At 58.8% G+C, this 17,388-nt stretch carries 15 protein-coding genes and 2 pseudogenes; 9 read left to right on the top strand and 8 right to left on the bottom strand.

Annotation, left to right across the window (positions count from 1 at the left end):
* The first annotated feature begins 7 nt into the window (after positions 1–7).
* The gene (locus tag WD430_RS20090; protein WP_339105899.1) at positions 8–1,195 is read left to right on the top strand and encodes a CoA transferase; all 1,188 of its coding nucleotides are present in this window, start codon (positions 8–10) and stop codon (positions 1,193–1,195) included.
* Between the two features lie 61 nt (positions 1,196–1,256).
* Here WD430_RS20090 and tnpA read toward each other — a convergent pair.
* Positions 1,257–1,669, bottom strand: a pseudogene (gene tnpA, locus WD430_RS20085) (IS200/IS605 family transposase).
* Between tnpA and WD430_RS20080 the strand changes: the two are divergent.
* Together WD430_RS20080 and WD430_RS20075 are read left to right on the top strand one after the other, a co-directional pair.
* Entirely contained in the window at positions 1,611–2,741 is a 1,131-nt protein-coding gene (locus tag WD430_RS20080; RefSeq protein ID WP_339106174.1) for a hypothetical protein, read from the top strand. The pseudogene tnpA and the gene WD430_RS20080 sit on opposite strands and share 59 nt — an antisense overlap.
* A gap of 132 nt (positions 2,742–2,873) precedes the next feature.
* Positions 2,874–3,335, top strand: a complete 462-nt coding sequence (locus WD430_RS20075; protein ID WP_339105898.1) for a winged helix-turn-helix domain-containing protein — start codon at positions 2,874–2,876, stop codon at positions 3,333–3,335.
* 1,213 nt (positions 3,336–4,548) lie between these two features.
* On the opposite strand, the gene WD430_RS20070 is transcribed toward WD430_RS20075, so the two are convergent.
* From WD430_RS20070 to WD430_RS20060, 3 genes are all read right to left on the bottom strand, one after another.
* On the bottom strand, positions 4,549–7,746 hold the full coding sequence (locus WD430_RS20070) for a PAS domain S-box protein (RefSeq protein WP_339105897.1): 3,198 nt from the start codon (positions 7,744–7,746) through the stop codon (positions 4,549–4,551).
* Between the two features lie 220 nt (positions 7,747–7,966).
* Complete coding sequence (locus WD430_RS20065) at positions 7,967–8,254, bottom strand: amphi-Trp domain-containing protein (RefSeq protein WP_339105896.1); 288 nt, start codon at positions 8,252–8,254, stop codon at positions 7,967–7,969.
* 56 nt (positions 8,255–8,310) lie between these two features.
* Entirely contained in the window at positions 8,311–8,562 is a 252-nt protein-coding gene (locus tag WD430_RS20060) for a HalOD1 output domain-containing protein (protein WP_339105895.1), read from the bottom strand.
* A 181-nt stretch (positions 8,563–8,743) separates the two neighbouring features.
* On the opposite strand from WD430_RS20060, the gene WD430_RS20055 reads away from it, so the two are divergent.
* The 4 genes and pseudogenes from WD430_RS20055 to WD430_RS20040 all read left to right on the top strand — a co-directional run.
* Positions 8,744–9,049 carry an ArsR family transcriptional regulator gene (locus WD430_RS20055; protein ID WP_339105894.1) on the top strand — a complete coding sequence of 102 codons (306 nt, stop codon included), beginning with the start codon at positions 8,744–8,746 and terminating at the stop codon, positions 9,047–9,049.
* Entirely contained in the window at positions 9,040–9,426 is a 387-nt protein-coding gene (locus WD430_RS20050; protein ID WP_339105893.1) for a hypothetical protein, read from the top strand. Before WD430_RS20055 ends, WD430_RS20050 begins: the two co-directional genes overlap by 10 nt.
* 71 nt (positions 9,427–9,497) lie before the next feature.
* A complete protein-coding gene (locus tag WD430_RS20045) occupies positions 9,498–10,094 on the top strand; it encodes an O-antigen ligase family protein (RefSeq protein WP_339105892.1) in 597 nt (198 codons plus the stop codon).
* Positions 10,095–10,283: 189 nt separating this feature from the next.
* Positions 10,284–10,550: pseudogene (locus tag WD430_RS20040) on the top strand (site-specific integrase); the annotation flags it as partial.
* Between the two features lie 29 nt (positions 10,551–10,579).
* Here WD430_RS20040 and WD430_RS20035 read toward each other — a convergent pair.
* Together WD430_RS20035 and WD430_RS20030 are read right to left on the bottom strand one after the other, a co-directional pair.
* Complete coding sequence (locus tag WD430_RS20035) at positions 10,580–11,107, bottom strand: hypothetical protein (protein ID WP_339105891.1); 528 nt, start codon at positions 11,105–11,107, stop codon at positions 10,580–10,582.
* Entirely contained in the window at positions 11,104–11,703 is a 600-nt protein-coding gene (locus WD430_RS20030; RefSeq protein ID WP_339105890.1) for a transcriptional regulator TrmB, read from the bottom strand. Before WD430_RS20030 ends, WD430_RS20035 begins: the two co-directional genes overlap by 4 nt.
* Positions 11,704–11,802: 99 nt before the next feature.
* Here WD430_RS20030 and WD430_RS20025 point away from each other — a divergent pair, with 99 nt between their 5' ends.
* On the top strand, positions 11,803–12,543 hold the full coding sequence (locus tag WD430_RS20025; RefSeq protein WP_339105889.1) for a DUF429 domain-containing protein: 741 nt from the start codon (positions 11,803–11,805) through the stop codon (positions 12,541–12,543).
* 1,175 nt (positions 12,544–13,718) lie between these two features.
* Here the strand turns inward: WD430_RS20025 and WD430_RS20020 are convergent.
* Positions 13,719–14,807 carry a CNNM domain-containing protein gene (locus WD430_RS20020; protein ID WP_407067150.1) on the bottom strand — a complete coding sequence of 363 codons (1,089 nt, stop codon included), beginning with the start codon at positions 14,805–14,807 and terminating at the stop codon, positions 13,719–13,721.
* Between the two features lie 95 nt (positions 14,808–14,902).
* Entirely contained in the window at positions 14,903–16,009 is a 1,107-nt protein-coding gene (locus WD430_RS20015; RefSeq protein WP_339105887.1) for a hemolysin family protein, read from the bottom strand.
* 265 nt (positions 16,010–16,274) lie between these two features.
* Here WD430_RS20015 and WD430_RS20010 point away from each other — a divergent pair, with 265 nt between their 5' ends.
* A complete protein-coding gene (locus tag WD430_RS20010; RefSeq protein WP_339105886.1) occupies positions 16,275–16,706 on the top strand; it encodes a universal stress protein in 432 nt (143 codons plus the stop codon).
* Positions 16,707–17,388: the final 682 nt, after the last annotated feature.

Here is a 17,388-nt window from a genome sequence, read left to right as displayed (position 1 = left end):
CTGATATATGAATCAACAGGCATTAGACGGCGTCGACGTTATCGATCTTGGACAGATCTACAACGGCGCGTACAGTTCGTTGATGCTCTCGTATCTGGGAGCCGACGTAACGAAGGTCGAACCGCCGTTCGGAGAACCCCTCCGCTCTCGCGTCGACGAGGGCGAACCGCCCGAGCTCGTGATGCTCAACTCCACGAAAGACGGGATCACACTCAACCTCAAAGACGAGCGGGGGAAGGAACTATTCAAAGACCTCGTTCGGGACGCGGACGTCCTTGTCGAGAACTTCGCACCGGGAACGATGGAGGAGTTCGGCCTCGGATACGAGACCCTCTCGGAGATCAATTCCGAACTGATCTACGCTCACGGAAGCGGCTTTGGCGAGGACGGCCCCAAGAGCGACCGGCTGGCGATGGACCTCATCGTTCAGGCCGAAAGCGGCGTCATGGATACGACCGGCAATCCAGAAGACCCGCCGACCAAGACTGGTATCGCACCCGGCGACTTCCTCGGTGGGATTCACCTCGCGGCCGGCGTTATGGCGGCGCTCTATCAGCGCGAACAAACCGGCGAGGGCCAGTTCGTCGAGGCAAGCATGCAGGACGCGGTGTACCCCTCCCTAATGTCCCAGCTGGCGAACTACTACGCCGACGCTGACGTGCCTTCTCGAACGGGCAACCGTCACAGCAGCCTCGCAAAAGCACCCTACAACGCCTACGAGGCCGACGACGGCTACGTGGCGATCCTCTGTACGTCCGACGACCACTGGCAAACCCTGTGCAAAGCAATCAGTCGCGAGGACCTGCGAGATGACGACCGGTTTGCGACCAACGTCGATCGCGTCGAACACATGGAAACGATCGATGCGGCCATCGAGGAGTGGACTCGAGAGCGCACTCGCGAGGAGATCGTATCGACCCTTTCGGCGGCTGGGGTCCCCTGCGGGTCGGTCCAGAGCGTCGAGGAGGTGATTCACGATCCCCACCTCGAGGAGCGAGAAATGGTCGTCGAGGTCGACCACCCTACCGAAGGGCCGATCCGCGTTCCCGGGACTCCGATTCGCCTCTCGGGATCGGAAATGCCCGATATCGAGCCCGCTCCACGAAAGGGTGAGGACAACCGTGAGATTTACCGCGATCGCCTAGGTCTCTCGGAGGACGAGATCGAAAAACTCCAAAGCGACGGCGTGATCTAAACTGGTTTCGAGGGCGAGTTCCCCGACCTACCGGGATCGGGGGTAAAGCCCGACACTCGGCCTAATGTTCTGTCTTCTCGATATACCGTTCAACCACCTCCTCCGACACCGCGCCCATCGTCCCCACGTAGTACCCAACCTTCCAGAACCCACCACCCCAGAGATACGACTCCCGGATCTCTGGGTAACGCTCCAGCAAGTGCTTTCCTGAGTACGACTTGACTGCCGAGCAATGTCGGCAGGACTGTGCTTCGGATCGGATTGGACAAACAGGTGTACGTGATCGTCCGCGATTTCTAACGCCAGAATCTCGTGCCCGAAGTGGTCGGCAGTCTCACCAAACAACTCTCGCACATCATCTTCCACCGCGCTGAGGACAGGGTGGCGGTACTTCGGACACCACACGAAATGATACTTGCAGGTAGTCAACGCACTCGATGAGCCGCCTGCGATCCTTCGGGGCGCTCGAAACATCGATGGACTCTCCGAGGCCGCTCTCAACGACCCCGAGACCCTCCGTACAACGTTCGCCGAGTGGGGCGAAATGCTCGAGGAGTTGACGACTAAGCTCTCTCGAGCCACCGGCGACGACACGTCCCCACTCGGCGCCGAGATCATGCGCTCGAGTCACGGTCTCGCGGGCTCGATCATACATTTGCTCGATGCTACCGGAATCGATGTCGTTTGTGACGTTCGCGTCCCCAGTAGCTGCGAGAGCGCCGACCTTGAGGGGCTTGCCGAGTCAATCACTCGATCGGCACTCATCCAATCGAAATACGGTGTATTCGCTCCCTACCATCACATCCTCGAAACTGACGCCGGCGAGCCGTCACTCTCACCGACGGTCGACGCTGCGGATCCACATGGCGAGTTGATCAGATCGTTCGTGTTCCGGGGCCCAGACGTCCACCGGATCCGGGACCCGCTCGAGATGCGGCTCTCGTCGCCAGGTGACGTCCTCGAAGATGCGCCGGAGATCACCGTCCCGATTACTGTCACCGACGCTGGCCGCCCGGAGATCGCGACGACGGTGACCCGACTACTCGAAGACAACAATCTCCGACCGACTCGCGAGGCTGTCTCAGTTCTCCACGCGCTCACCGGAAGTCCATTCGACGTCGCTCACGCCGTGAACCAACTCGAGAGCGAAGCAACATCTCTCAGTATTTCGGCCGCGATTCAGGGGAAATACGGTGTGTTCGCCTCGTACCGACAACTGTTCGAGTCTCGTGAGGAAAAGCGTCGCACCGCACTCACACCGACTGTTGATGCAGATAACCCGCTGGGGACGCTCATCGGCTCTGTTGTCGTTCGTAGGGAGGATGTCCATCCTCTTCACCCATCTCTGGAGGAAGCGCTCGAGAGGCCAGCAGCGGTCGCTGATGACGCTCCCGAATTTGCTGTCCACGCCCCCCTCTCTATGGTCGATCGAACAGGCTACGCAGCGACTACAATGCGGATCCTAGAGTCGAAAAACCTGCGACCGACTCGAGACAGCATCTCGCTCCTCCAGGCGGTAGTCAGCTCGCCGTACGCTGCTGCTTGAGCACTCCAGGAACTCGCTAGCGAAGACGAGAGCCGAGAACTCCGACCGGACGAACTCCGCTACGCGTTGGGAACGCTCGAGTCCGAACAGTTGCTCTCCGATCTCCCACCGACAGTTGGCCGACTCGTTCAGATGCTTCTCACAGCCGAAAACCGCCTGTCACAGCGGGACCTCGCCGACCGAGTGGGCGTCTCAGCACGGACCATCCGGAACTATCGCAACCGGCTCGAGGCACTCGATCTCGTTCGTGTCGACGAGAGCGGGTATCGACTAGCGTTGTCGTTCCGAACGGCCACCGAACGTCGCGAGCCCGTTGTTCCGACCAGCCTCGAGGAGAGCCAGACGCTACGTGACGCAGCTGACGCACTCCTCGACATACTTCTTCCAGCAGATCGGTACGGCAACCCCGACGATCCGATAGGGAGTGTACTGTTTTGGCCGCTAGACCCGGGACGGTTACTCGATCATCCCAGAGTAGGTCTGTGGCTACAGCTGGCAGCTGCGCTCACAGCGACAGGATCTCCCGGGAAGAACCGGGCGGTGCAGATGGGCCCATCGCTCGAGCAGCAAGCGCTGTCTCAGACAACTCCGTAGGATAGCGGCGCGGTTCTTCGATTCGACTTTTGCGGCGCCGTCGACTTCATTCCCATCGTACTCGCGAGACAACAAGGGTTCGTCTCGAACCGTACCTAATCCACCGGATACGACACACGGGGCATCCGTTCGCGTCGGTGCGGGGCCGATGAAGACTGCGCTAAGGGGGAAGAGAAGGTACGCGAGCAGACTATAGTTGGATGGACTGGTATCCATCTCGTTCGCGTCATCTGTTAGCCTCTGAATCGGGTCTTCGCTTCGGTGGAGTCGTCTCTCCCGGATAGGAGTTCAATGGCCGGCGCTGGAAGGCGGTCTGCTATTCTTGGTTCATATGTATGCATTATCTATGCGACGGAGACAATCAAGAGGGGAGACTGAGGACGAGTCGGGCGGGTTATTAGATCGGGTGCGCGGCGGCTCAACGGAGTCTCCGACGGACGATTCAGGGCGTCGGACGGATCGAGAAAGAGGCGAGTCAACGGAACCAACAACGGACGGTTCGGGGAGTTGGTTTGACCAGGCGAAAGCGAAGTACGGGCTCGGAACGCTGCTCGTCGCCGCTGGGATCGTTCTCTTCCTGTTCCCGGAACCGATTACCTCGACCGCAGGGCTGCTCTTGATCGCAGCGGGAGTCCTGATCTGGGCAGTCGGCTGGCTGCGGTAGACGAACCAGTCGATCGGTCCGCAAGTCGGTTCACACCGTTCCGGTTTAGACGGGGGTAGCGGTTCTTGGATGTCATCACCAGTGTTGTTCGTTGAGTCAGTACTCCACGACTGAAGGTTGTGGGCTTCTGCGCTGTACCGCGGTAATCTGAAGCAGGAAAATCATGGGGCGTCGCGTGGCGGACCGTACCCGTCGGGTTCCGTCCGCAGCCGGGACCGCTGGAATGAGAGTAACGGGGCGCGGCATTCGCACCGGCAGCAGTGTGCATCGGTAACGCTGCCCGTGCTCCGGCCGCGCCAGCGGTCGGCTGCTAGTGCTGTGGGCTGGATGGTTTATACAGTGGTTGTAGACTACCGCTCCTGATTACTTGCCGCAGGCGGTGGAAATGCCTCTCTCGAGTGTGCGGATACTGGGAGAAGCCGACTTCCTGTCATAGCTCCACCTTATGGCGAGAACCACTTGAAGAACGGACGGCACGACTCTGCATGAGGCAATTGACGCGGCCGGGATCGGGACGGCTGTTGAAGGTGAGCGGCCAATACAGGCCGTTCATAGATCGTGTTCACTTCCGGCTGGAAGCGTGAATGAGAATGTCGCTCCTTCGCCGGGTTCGGACTCGACCCAGATCTCGCCGCCGTGGCGTTCGATAATCCGCTGACAGAGCGCGAGACCGATGCCTGTCCCGTCGTACTCCTCGCGACTATGCAGCCGATCGAAGACCGTGAATACCCGGTCCTGCTCGTCGGGCTTGATACCGATACCGTTGTCTTCGACCGAGATCATCCACTCGTCGCCGCATCGATCTGCTTCGACATGGATCAGCGGCGGCTCGTCCCCGCTGTACGTGATCGCATTGTCGAGTAAATTCTGGAACACCTGCCGAAGCTGGCTGGCGTCGCCCTCGAGATGGGGAAGCTCTTCGACCGTCACTTCGGCGTCGCTCTCCGCAATCTGGACTTGGAGATCTGTGAGTACCTCCTCGAGAATCTCGTTCAGGTCGACGGGCTCGAACGGATCACCCCGCGTCTCGATCCGCGAGTACTCAAGGAGGGCGTCGATCATCTCGCGCATGCGCTCGGCGCCGTCGACGGCGTACGCGAGGAACTCCTCGCCATCCTCGTCGAAGGTGTCGCCGTAGCGCTGCTCGAGCAGCTGCAGGTAACTGGTGACCATCCGCAGGGGTTCTTGCAGGTCGTGGGAGGCCGCGTAGGCGAACTGTTCGAGTCGCTCGTTGGACTCCTCGAGTTTCCGCTGATACTCGCGGCGCTCGGTGACGTCTTGAACGACGATCATGCCGGCGAAGATCTCATCGTCGCCGTTTCTGACCGGCAACGTATGGGCGTAGAGGTGCCGGTCGTACAGTTCGAGGTCGAACTCGTTCGACTCACCCTCAAGCGCCGCGTGGAAGGACGGCTTGATTTCGTCCACCCGATCGCTCGGATGGATGTCCATGATGCTGTTTCCGACGCGCTCGTCCGGCTCAACCCCGATTTCATCGAGTAGTTGTCCGCCGACGGCCGTGTACTCGAGGTCCTCGTCAAAGAGACCAACCGCGCCCTCTGGGAAGTTTTCGATGAGCGTCCGGTATCGGCGCTCGCTTTCGGCGAGTTTGCGCTGGTACTCGCGGCGGTCGGTGATGTCCGTAATCGTGATGACGCCCCGAGTTACGTCGCCGTCGGTGCTCCGAACCGGCATTCCCTCGATGCGGACGATTCGGCATTCGCCATCGTCGACCTCGATCTCGAAGATGTCCGGCTCCCGAACCTCTTCCCCGTCGAGGACACGGCTCATCGTCATCTCCTCGGCTGCCACCGACTCGCCCGAGTCCGCCCATCGGACCGAGTACTGTTCGTACTCCGCGACCGAGTCGGTGTCTAATACGTCGCCACCCCAAATCTCCTTGGTCGTGTCGTTGGTTCTGATCAGCGACCCGTCTGCGTCGGCGACGACGACGCCGACCGGGAGAGTTTCGAACAGTGTCTGGAGTTGTTCCTCGTTGCGCCGGCGCTCGAGTTCGGCGCGCTTGCGCTCGGTGATGTCGGTCAGCGCGCCGGGGAACGTCAGCGGCTCGCCGTCATCGTCACACTCGACGCGGCCGCGGGCGACGACCCAGCGCAGTTCGCCGTCGGCGTTCCACACGCGGTACTCCGATTCGTACTCGCCGCAGGTCTCGACGGCCGCGTCGATCTCGGTGACCACCCGGTCGCGGTCGTCCTCGTGGATGGCCTCGATGAACCGGTCGAGCGAGACGCCCTGCTGCGCCGCATCCGGATCGACGCCGAACGTCCGGGCGAACGACGGGCCGACAATCATCTCGTCGGTCCGGACGTCCCACTCCCACGTCCCGACCGCACCTGCCTCCGTCGCCGCTTCGAGCTGGGATTTGGCGTCCCGGAGGTACCGTTCGCGCTCCTTCTGCTCGGTGATGTCTTGGGCCATTGTCATCCCGGCAAAGACCTCGCCGTGCTCGTCGGTGATCGGGACCGCGTGGAGGATCCATTCGTGGCCGGCGTACTCGAGTTCGATCGAGTGTTCTTCACCCGCGAGGGCAGCCTGAAACACCGGCCGGAGTTCGGCGGCGGCCTCGTCAGGCCAGACTTCATGGAACTTCGTCCCCTCAAGATCGTCGGGCTCGACGGGAATCTGGTTGAAGCCCCGACCCGCAGCCAGCGTGTACTTGAGGTCGTGATCGAACAGCGTGACGAGCCCGTTCGGAACGTGCTCGGCGATCGTCCGGTAGCGTTGCTCGGACCGTTCGAGTTCCCGCTCGTGCTGTTTCCGCTCGGTAATATCGCTCGCCATGCCGATCCATTCCTCGATCTCACCGTCCTCATCCAGTATCGGGACCGCACGTGAGAACGTCCAGCCCGTGCTTCCGTCGTCCTGTTCCACCCGGTGTTCTAACTCGAACGTGCTCTTCGTCTGGATCGCTTCGTTGATGGCTTCCGTGACTCGCGGCTGTTCGTCGGGATGAATGTATTTATCGAGCCAGTCGCTGATCGGTTCGTCTGTATCAGCGAGGAACTCTTTGCCCTCGAGTTCGTGCATCTCGCTCCAATCGGGGCTCATGCGATACACCACGTCCGAGCTGGCAGTGACCAGCGTACGGAATCGTTCTTTGCTCTTCTGAAGTTTCGCCTCGGCCTGCTTGCGCTCGGTGATATCGTCGAAAAGGACCGCGACTTGCTGGCTCTCGTGGTCTCCAAACGGAAATGCGTACACGTCGTACCAGCGGTCTAATGCTTCTGCCTCTGCTTCGAATTCTACTGACTCACCTGTCTGGACGACTTCACCGTAGCGGTCGAACCAGTATTGCTCGTGGTCAGGCTCCAAGTCGTGCATTCGTTCGCCCTCTGCATCTCTCAGTCCGGTCTGTTCCTCGAACGCTGGATTTGTCTCCAGAAAGCGATAATCAATGGGATTGCCCGCATCATCGAACAGCATCTCGATGATGCAAAACCCCTGGTTGATGGAGTCGAACAACGTTCGGTACTTCTCTTCAACGCTGATGGATGTGGGGTGCTCGTTCGAGGAGTCAGCAGGACGCCACCAGACACGTGCCCGGGCACCGACTTTCTTCGTGTGTACCGCACCACGGTCGTGAAGGTCCTCGAGATTGTTGTAGGCGGCGCGCCGAGAACAGCCGAGTATGTCGGCGATTTCGCTCGCTGTGACGGGTTCGTGGACTGACCCTGTGCTGGTGACTGCACTGAGAGTCTTGGAGTCCGTTACCCGGTCAGAAGCCATACTGGGGTCCAATAACGGAGCGTCAAAAAGAGTTCCGTCAACGGAACAGGAAGGAGACTGGCTGCGTGAAAGAGAGGAAGACTGATGTGTCATCACTGAGCACAATCTATGCTCCGTATTCAGCACGCGATTCTTGGCAGTCTGGAGATAGAGCGATGGCGCTGCTGGTAACGCTCTTACCGATACCCTGTACTGAGCGGTAACTCCGTGTGAGAACACGTCACTCGATTTCTAACTGACCGTTCCCGCCGTCTCCCTCATTGCCGTTCTCGTCCCATTCGAGTTCGAACTCGATACTCAATTCACCGGGGCCGTCCGTTGGCCCCTCGCGTTCGGCTTTAACCTCAAATGTCGGGCGTGATGGCGGTTCCATTGTCACGGACTCGGAACCGGATTTGAGTGTGACTGCATCCCCTTGTTCGAGCTTATCAGCGACACTGCGGAGATACGAGGCAATGTCTTCTCGGTTCTGGTCACTCTCTGATTTGAATAGGACTTCTTCAGGCATAGTGAACGGTACGCTGCCTGCACCGATAAGTGAATCCCCTGTACTGAATAGCTCGCTCAGCTGGTGATCCGGATGGTGCCGGACTCCATGATATGGATCAAATATTGCTCGATGGGGAACGTGATTTCGACGGTTCGTGATTGGGTGAGTGTATCAAGTGCCTGGGGCTGGATGTAGTTGTAGAGCGTGTAATCCAGTTCTGTAGGCTTCTTATCTTCGAGGTCGGCGAGTGCGGTGACAACGGCGAGGCTTGGTGGCTGTTCTGACTCGTATTCGTACGGTGTGTCAGGGCCGTCACTGTCGGTCATTGTCTTGGGTCTCCATGAGCAGTCATCGTTATATTTCGGCATGGACAAGCAAATCCTTATATTCACTACCTACTTAGTAAATATAATAATACGAATAGACAGAGTTTAGAGTGGATAGCTGTGGAAGAACCTGTCATAGGCAGCCGAAAGACCTTCATTGTTTTACCTAATGAATAGGGGTATGCTCGACGAGGTCATGGCGGCGTTAGCTGATGAGCATCGTCGGGAGCTACTGGTCGCGCTGGTGGAGCATAATCCGCAGGCCGCGGTCCAGACACCAGAGGGCGTGCGGTTAGATGATGAGCAGTTGGAAAATCTCCAGGTTGAGATGTATCATAACCATCTGCCCCGGTTGGAAGCCGCGGGATTCATCGAGTGGAAACAGGAGCAGCACAGGGTTGTGCGAGGCCCGAAGTTCGACCAGATCGAACCGGTGCTGGAACTGTTCGCGGAGAACGCGGACGAGTTACCGGTCGAGTGGCCGTGAAGAACAGCGGTAGCCGCGGTCAGCCGAACAACGTGATATCATCTGCACTCCTCCCGGCCCTGACGGCCGCGAGCTTCCGCATTAAGGAAGACGACCGGGCGCTTTCTGACTCGGATGGCTGGATTACATGTGATTCTCTGTGGCCGATGATGCTGCGTGGAGAAGGGTGGGAGATTGTTAATGGCGTGACGGTGTTCGTTGAACCCGACGTGCCGCTGACGCTGACGCCGGCGACTCTGCAGGACCAGTTCTACGGGACGCTGGATCCGATCGTGTTCCAGTCGATCCGGGTGACGACGCTCGACCGGGAGACCCTCGCCACGTTATCGACGCCGTGGGACTGCCGGCAGCTCGTCCTTGACGCGGCTGGAGAATAACGACCCTCGTGGTCGCCTTTCTCGCGATCGCGTTCGTTGCGATGCTCGCGGCCGTCGTCCGCTAGGCGCTCGTGGCCTTTGCCATCGGGTCGGCGACCTTCGTCACGCTCGAGGGACTCCGGCGCTGGCAGAGCCGCGGAAGCGCTCAGGGAGGGCCTGATGTCCCGCGGAAGTTGGTCGTAACGGGCGGCTTGGCCGTCGCGGCGATCGTCGCCCTCGGCGGCGCCGTCATCCAGATGCTCCCGACCTATCGGACGATGCACCTCACGGACATCTCACTTTCCGGTCGGACAGATATCTGGGCGGCAGGATGGACGGCGTTCGAGAGTGCGAACCCGCTTCTCGGCCTCGGAATCGCAGCGTTCAACACGGCCGTCGGGCCGGCCTCGTCGATCGAGTTCGAGGCCGCTGTGTTGTGGCCCCACTCCGCACTGGTCGGCGTCCTTGTCGAGCTCGGTGCGATCGGTTTTGCCCTTTTCCTCGCGACGGCGGCCGGCGGCTCTCAAGGCCTCGTTACCTATATAGGGGATTCTCAAGTGATATTCTGGCAGGCGACGTTACATATGCTGGATAGCTCGAGGAAATTCTCGTGTTCCAGGTACACCCACCCAGACGACTCCCGATCCACTCTTTTTCGTTCGAAAGGTGCAGTGGTGGCAGTCACGTGAAAATCACTCTGATGATGAGCTCGAAGGGTAACTACCACACCTGGACCAATACTTGGCCCCGATCTACCTTGCCAAAAGGTTTCCGGCAAATGTACTAGGTGGGAAGGGGATGGCGAAGGGATGACCGAGTGGGAGGTGAGTACTTCTGTATTCAGCACAGTGTTTTTGACAGGTGTCTGTGATATCAATTGCAGTTATGAGGAGGAGTGTCCGCACGACCGAGACCCGGACGACTGCGAGGCAAATACGTGTGACGCCGCTTCGAAGTGCCCATCCAGTGTGAGTCCGCACGCCATCCGTCGTGGAAGCATCACGCACAGCCTGAACAGCAACATGCCAGACAAGGTCGTTAGCGATCGCGCAAATGTCAGTCCGAAAGTCATCGAACAGCACTACGACCGCCGTACGGAACAAGAACGGATGGAACAGCGGAGGGATTACCTTGACAACCTGTAATCGAAAACCTCCGGAATCGTTCGACGAGGTCAAGTGATCTCGTCAATCAACTCGAACCCATTTTTGAACTGTGCGCGGCCCTCAAACCCGTTTGCCTCGAGAGCAGCAACGACGGATTCCCCGGCATCGATGTCCGTCGTCACGATGCAAACGAAGTCGTTCTCTCTTTGGAGTAATCCGACTGCGACCGCACCGAGCGAGGTGTCAGCCTTCTCAATCTGGTCCTCGTCCCGATTCGACGAGCGAGCGATGAACGACCGGACATCGTCCATAACCTGGGATACCGTACTGCTCGTATAGTCTGGGCCGTCAGCAACCGTAACCCAGCCAGCATCGATAGCACTGTTGATCGGTGTCTGTCCCGGCGTACTTCGATCCGGCGCACCACCGAGTTCGTCGTAGACCCGGTGGGGAACGACGAACGTGAGGTCGTTTTGACGGGCGAATCGCTCGAGGGCAGTGTACTTGTTGTTTTGCTGGCGGCCACACGCGATGAAGAGGCCCGTATCTGCCACCCACGCTACTGACTCCTGGAACGGATCGAACGGCTCACTCATCGGTCCCGTTCGCAGTCCTTTGCTGTTGCCGGCTGCTCGCGGGCGTTCCGGATCTCCTCGAAGTACGGGTCAACCGTCTTCATATCGAGGACGACGTCTCGCAACGCTTGCAGCGCCGCAATTGCGAACGCCTGCTGGAGATCGAGTTCCCGTGCCGCGACCCGTTCCGACATCTCGCCTTCAGCGTACGGGATGGCGTACGTGAGAGCAATTGCAAGCTTTCCGAGTCCGTGTCGCTCGATGAGGAGATCGAGGTCCGGATCTCGGGTCGATCGGCCGAACGCTTCGATGAGCGTCGGTGTGATTGTGTATTCGTCCCCATCGAGATTTGCGGTGAGTGTGATCGGTACTGCCGAATGCGTGTGCATCTTTTGCTCTTCGTTCCGGGTCAGTACCCCGAGTTCGACGAGCGTGCCGGCATCCGAGTACGCCGTCGTCCGTGGCATCTCCAATTCGTCAACGATGTCGTCGATGGAGACTTCCCCTTCTCGGAGAACGAACGTGTAGAGTCGCGCCAGCCGCGGCTCCTCTAACAGCTGTGCGACTGACAGCAGGCCGTTGACGGCTCGCTCAGGATCACCGGCAGTCCTCGACATACAATTCATAATTCGTGTATTGAGTAATAGCACTTGGGGTCGAACTATTCTCAGTTATCGATTTGAACTTTCAATAGCCAGAGATACGAGGAGAGCCCCATGTACATTGGCGTCGATGGATGCTCAACCGGCTGGATCGCTGTTCAGTACGAGGAGGACAGCTACGAAGACTCTTCTCTGTACAAAGATATTGACGAGCTCTGGGCAGCTCACCACGATACGGCAGAACGGATCCTGATTGACGTACCGATCGGTCTTCGAGAGAACTCAAACATGAAGCGCCCGTGTGACGACGCCGCTCGAAAGAAACTCAGTCCGAAACGTCACTCCAGCGTGTTCTCCGTTCCAGTACGGGCTGCCGTTCACGAGGAAAGCTACGAGGACGCAAAGGCGACGCAGGAGAAGCACACAGATGGAAGTCTCGGCGTTCAATCGTGGGGCATCGCCGATAAGATCGCCGAACTCGATTCCTTCCTCCGCGAAACAGAACCAGACGCCGTTGGAACGATCCGTGAGGCACATCCCGAAGTCTGCTTCTGGGCGCTGAACGGCGAATCCGCCACGAAGCACTCGAAAACAGGTCAACCGGCTGCCGCCTTCTGGGAACGGATCGGGATACTCGAAGCCATCGACGATACGATTGTCGATGACGTCCGTGATGCTGCAACCGATCTCGATGCTAAGGTTGGTAACGACGACGTCATCGACGCGTTCGCGTTAGCGCTTACTGCCAGTCCAAAAACCGGATCCCTACGAACGCTTCCTGACAAGTGGCCAGATGACGAGACAGGAGATCCGACTGGTGAACTCCCGATGGAGATGGTCTACGCTTACCCATAGTGTTGGCCGTACGATCCAAGGAATGGCTACGTCGAACCACGACGTTTCAGGAGTTGATGAAGAATCCGTGATCACTCGTGATTGAACCCGGAGTTGGGATCGTCAGCGGCGTTCCGCGATGGTTCCACAGGCACCGATGAGAAGTGCGCGCCGGTTTCGCTCGTCCATACCGGACGTGGATCGGCAGCGGACTTGAAATATCTGATTCCCACTCGATCGATCGACGCGCCGTTTCCCTCTATCCACGTCGTTCAATATAGCTAGTACCACACGACAGGAGATCGAATTCTCGACGAGACTCCCAATGAGTGAGCCCGTACCCTGCGGTGGCTGGACAGCCGCCGCGATCTCAACGGTACCCGCGTCGAAGCACCTTCGAACCGGATTCCCGGTCGCGATCGATTGTGTCACGCCGTGGCGAGTCGAGACTGGCTCGAACGGTTCATCGATCATCCAGCTCGCGTTCAGTAGCCGCACGTAGTGAGCAGAACTCGTCGAGTATCAACAGGTGTTCGATCCAGACACTACGCTTTTTGGCCCGGCGACGAATGACCCCTGTGTCCTGTGTCTCGATCCGATCCAATACAGTGTCCAATCTGTGGCTGGACGGGCAAACAGTCCGAAATCGAAAGTACAAATAATGGGTCCGTCTGCCCTGTTTGCGGCGAGTCTGTGGTGATCGAGTAGTTTCGCAGAACCCCTTCGCTATACGCTGACCGTCTGGCGTGAACGGATCAGTACCGCTCAAGGCGTTACCGCCGTCGGCACGAATTTCCCGGTTCTCGAGCGCGCACCGAACGTCAGCGTCGGTTGCTTGATGGGCCGGATGAGCTATGGATGTCCACTCTCGGCGTCGCACAGCTGGCTCGCCCAAACGAACCCATAAGACATCGGGTCACTCCCATGACGACCGGGCGACTCTCGGGTTCGGGATCGCGACGTCGATCCCAGCAAGGACCCGCAGGTCTGCCGACAGTAGGTATCGCACTCGGGACAGCGATGGACTCTCCGAGGCCGCTCTCAACGACCCCGAGACCCTCCGCACAACGTTCGCCGAGTGGGGCGAAATGCTCGAGGAGTTGACGACTAAGCTCGCTCGAGAACTCGACAGTTCTGACCCTGAAACCGGAAAGGTACTCAAGCGTTTCGTCGAGCGACTGATCGCCGAAGTCGTCTCAGGTCCCGGTCGGGTCCGCTCCACGGCGCGCGCGTCTGGCCCGCTCGTCTATCGGGTCTTCGAGGTCGCCCATGACTTCCTCGAAGGCGTCCGTCGAGGTCAGGAGACCAACGATCTCGTCGTCCTCGGTAACGAGGGCGAGTTCCTGATTTTCCGTCTGGAAGCGGTCGATGGCGTCATCGATTTCCTCCTTGGCCGGGAGCGTCATCGGCGATTCGGAGAGGTCTTCGATGTCGACTTCGCCGCTCATGAGGTCCTCGAAATGGTTCGTGATCGTCGGGAGATAGACGATGCCGCGGAAGTCGTCCATGTCCTCGCCGACCACTGGGTAGCGAGAATGGGAGTGTTCCTCGACGAGCGCGAGGTTCTCCTTGGAGGTGTTCTCGGTCGAAAGCGCGACGATCTCCTCGCGCGGAACCATGATCACCTCGACCGGGATGGCGCCAACGGCCAGCGCGTTCATCACCTCCTGCCGGCGTTCTTCGGGAACGTCTCCCGCTTCGAGGGCCGAGCCGAAGCGCTTGTAGAGACCCGCACGCCCCTGCATGACGTCCTCCTCGGTTTCGAGCCACGCGCCGGTCATCTCGACGCCGAACAACGAAAGCGTCCATTTCGCCGCCCCATCTCCAAACTTGATGACTGGCCAGATGCCCCGCGTCCACCAGTACAGCGGCGTCGCACAGTACCGACAGACCAGTTTCGAGCGCTCGACGCCGAGATAGGTCGGGGTCTGCTCGCCGTGGGTGAGATGGAGGAGGTTGACGATGAGAAACGCGAGGATGGCTCCTGCGCCGACCGATGCGAGAACGGTACCACCGAACAGCGGTTCGAAGATGGCCGTCAGCGCGGGTTCAGCGACGATACCGACCGCGATGCTCGAGAACGTAATCCCGATCTGGCAACTGGTCAAGTAAATCTCCAAGTTCTGAGTCATCTCCCAGGCGCGTTCGAGACCGGGTTCCATGAACTCCGCTTCGGAATACTGTCGGGCGCGGGTCAGCGCGAATTCGATGGCGACGAAAAACCCGTTGGCGAGAATAAGTAGTAGACCGGCAATAAGCCTGATGGAGGCTTCGAGCGCGGGCATCGGCATAGCGAATTATACGAATCGCAACACAGATAAACGGCTTGTCTGCAAACCGATTCTTCGCGCTACGACGGCTACCGTCCTCACGAGGTGTCTCAAGCCGGGTCGCTTTGAGAGTCTAGTCCCGATGCGTCGTCCCCGTGTTGTTCGCGCTGGTAGACGTCAATGGGGTCTTCGAGTTCGCCCATCACTTCCTCGAAGGCGTCCGTCGCGGTTAACAGGCCGACGACCCGTCCCTCCTCAGTGACGAACGCGAGTTCCTGATTTTCCGTCTGGAAGCGGTCGATGGCGTCGCTGATTACCTCGTCGGCCGGGAGCGTCATCGGTGACTCGGCGAGCTCCTCGATGTCGATGTCGCCGTTTTTGAACGCCTCGAATTGGTTTGTGACCGTCGCGAGGTAAACAACCCCTCGGAAATCGTCGATGTCCTCGCCGACCAGCGGATAGCGGAGATGTGGATGCTCCTCGACGACCGCGAGGTTTTCCTCGGGGGTATTGTTGGTCGAGAGTGTGGCGATTTCCTCGCGCGGCACCATGATGTCACGGATGGGGATTTCCTCGACCACCAACGCGTTCATTACTTCCTGACGACGCTCTTCGGGAATCTCATTGTCGTCGAGTATCGACTCGAGCTGTCGGTGGAGGTCCGCACGCCCCTCGATGTCCTCGCCGTCGGATTCGAGCCACGCACCGGTCATTTCGACGCCGAACAGCGAAAGCGTCCCTTTCGCCACCCAGTCACCGATGAGGAGAATCGGTCGAATGACCCACGTGAACCAATACAGCGGCGTCGCGCCGTAGCGGCAGACCTGTTTCGAGCGCTCGACGCCGAGGTAGGTGGGGGCCTGTTCGCCATAGACCTTGTGTACCAAGCTCACGATGATGTACGCCAAGAGCACGCCCGCGCCGATCGACGCGAGAACCGTCCCTCCGAACAACGGCTCGAACAGCGCTGCGAGCGCGGGTTCGGCGACGATACCCAGTGCGATGCTACAGGCGGTAATGCCGACCTGACACCCGGTGAGATAGATTTCGAGGTCCTCGGTCATCTCCCACGCGCGTTCGAGACCCGGTTCCATGAACTCCGCTTTGGAATACTGTCGGGCGCGGGTCAGCGCGAACTCGATGGTGACGAAAAACCCGTTGGCGAGAATCAACACGGCACCCGCGATGAGACGAAGGAGTATTTCGGGTGCTTGCATTCAGTATAGGTCCATCGATACGACGTCGAGGCAAAAAAGCACGGGTGGCAAACTAACATTGCTGCCGGATGGGCTGTTCAGTTGAGTCTGACCGCCCGGTCTCGGAGAAGCGATAGATGGTCTCGATGACGCGCTGGACGGGGAGACCTTCCCCGAGCGTGTTCCGCTCCGGCGGGTTACGAGCCAAGTTCCCAATATCACGATATCGTCCGGTCCATCTGACTCGGGGGCACGCTTTTTGCCGTTCAGCCAATAGGACCTCGACGTGTACCGCGACATCCTTATCCCGACGGATGGATCTGATGCGAGCGTAACAGCGCTGGACCACGGGATGGAAATCGCGTCGAGTATGGGTGCCAAGGTGCATCTCCTGCACGTCGTAGATGTTGGGACGGAGATGTCCGCATCCGCCGTTGGCGACATCGCGGATGACCTCACCGAAACACTTGATGAGGAGGCGGAAGAGGCGCTCGTTCAGGCCGAGCAAATGGCCGATGAGGCCGGAGTTACGTCCGAACGAGCCGTTCTCGAAGGATTTCCAGAAGACGCAATACCCCAGTATAGCGCTGATACTGGGATCGACCTTATTGTAATCGGAGAAAGCAAGGATTCGACCCTCACAGAACAACTCTTCGGGAGCACGACGGAGGACGTTCTCGAGTCGGTGACTACCTCGGTTCTGGTCGCTCGGGAATGAGTCCCCGCTCGTAGAAACTACCGTTATCGCACCAGTCCGTCAGAGAAAGAGAACCATCCACGGGAAACTGGCCCTCCAGACGATGATTTACGGCGAAATCGGTAGATCGGGACTCTGATTCGTATTTGTCAGTGCTTTCGTCAGCCTGTACACGATCAAACACATCGACTGTGCTGAATGCACCCTCTGTATTCAGCACAGTGTTTTTGACGGGTGCTTGTGATATCAATTGCGGCTCCGTTACCTACTTGACCTGCACTTATCGCTAAGGGTGTCAAGCCTGTCACCAGTTGAGGGTTTCAACAGAGCTACTGTTTTCAGACGTTTGGGCGTCTCTGGTGTCCGTTGAGGTCTGCACGTGGTGACAGTCCCTTGTTGATGCTCGAGTTCGGCGATTCGCTGGTCGCTAGGTCTGACAGTCCCCTGTCGCGTGTTGGTCGACGTAGCGCCGTGTCGCTCGTGGAGGGCTCCACTGAACTGAAACTCGTAATTGACAGTCCCTATTGCTGTAGAGTGCAAGCATGAACTCGAGTTCAGTGATCCGCTGAAACACAGGCTGTCATAGAAACGTTCCCAGACCCTTTCTGTGACTACCCGACAAATAGTAAGTAAAGATGGAGATGTTAACGTACGGAGTAGCAATCGCTGTGAAATCTGATAAGCAAGGATGCCAACGCTTATC

This window comes from Haloterrigena sp. KLK7, from assembly GCF_037914945.1.
Taxonomy (GTDB): domain Archaea; phylum Halobacteriota; class Halobacteria; order Halobacteriales; family Natrialbaceae; genus Haloterrigena; species Haloterrigena salinisoli.
The sequence above is the reverse complement of the archived record's forward strand: the minus strand, read 5'-3'. Positions and strand labels throughout refer to the sequence as shown.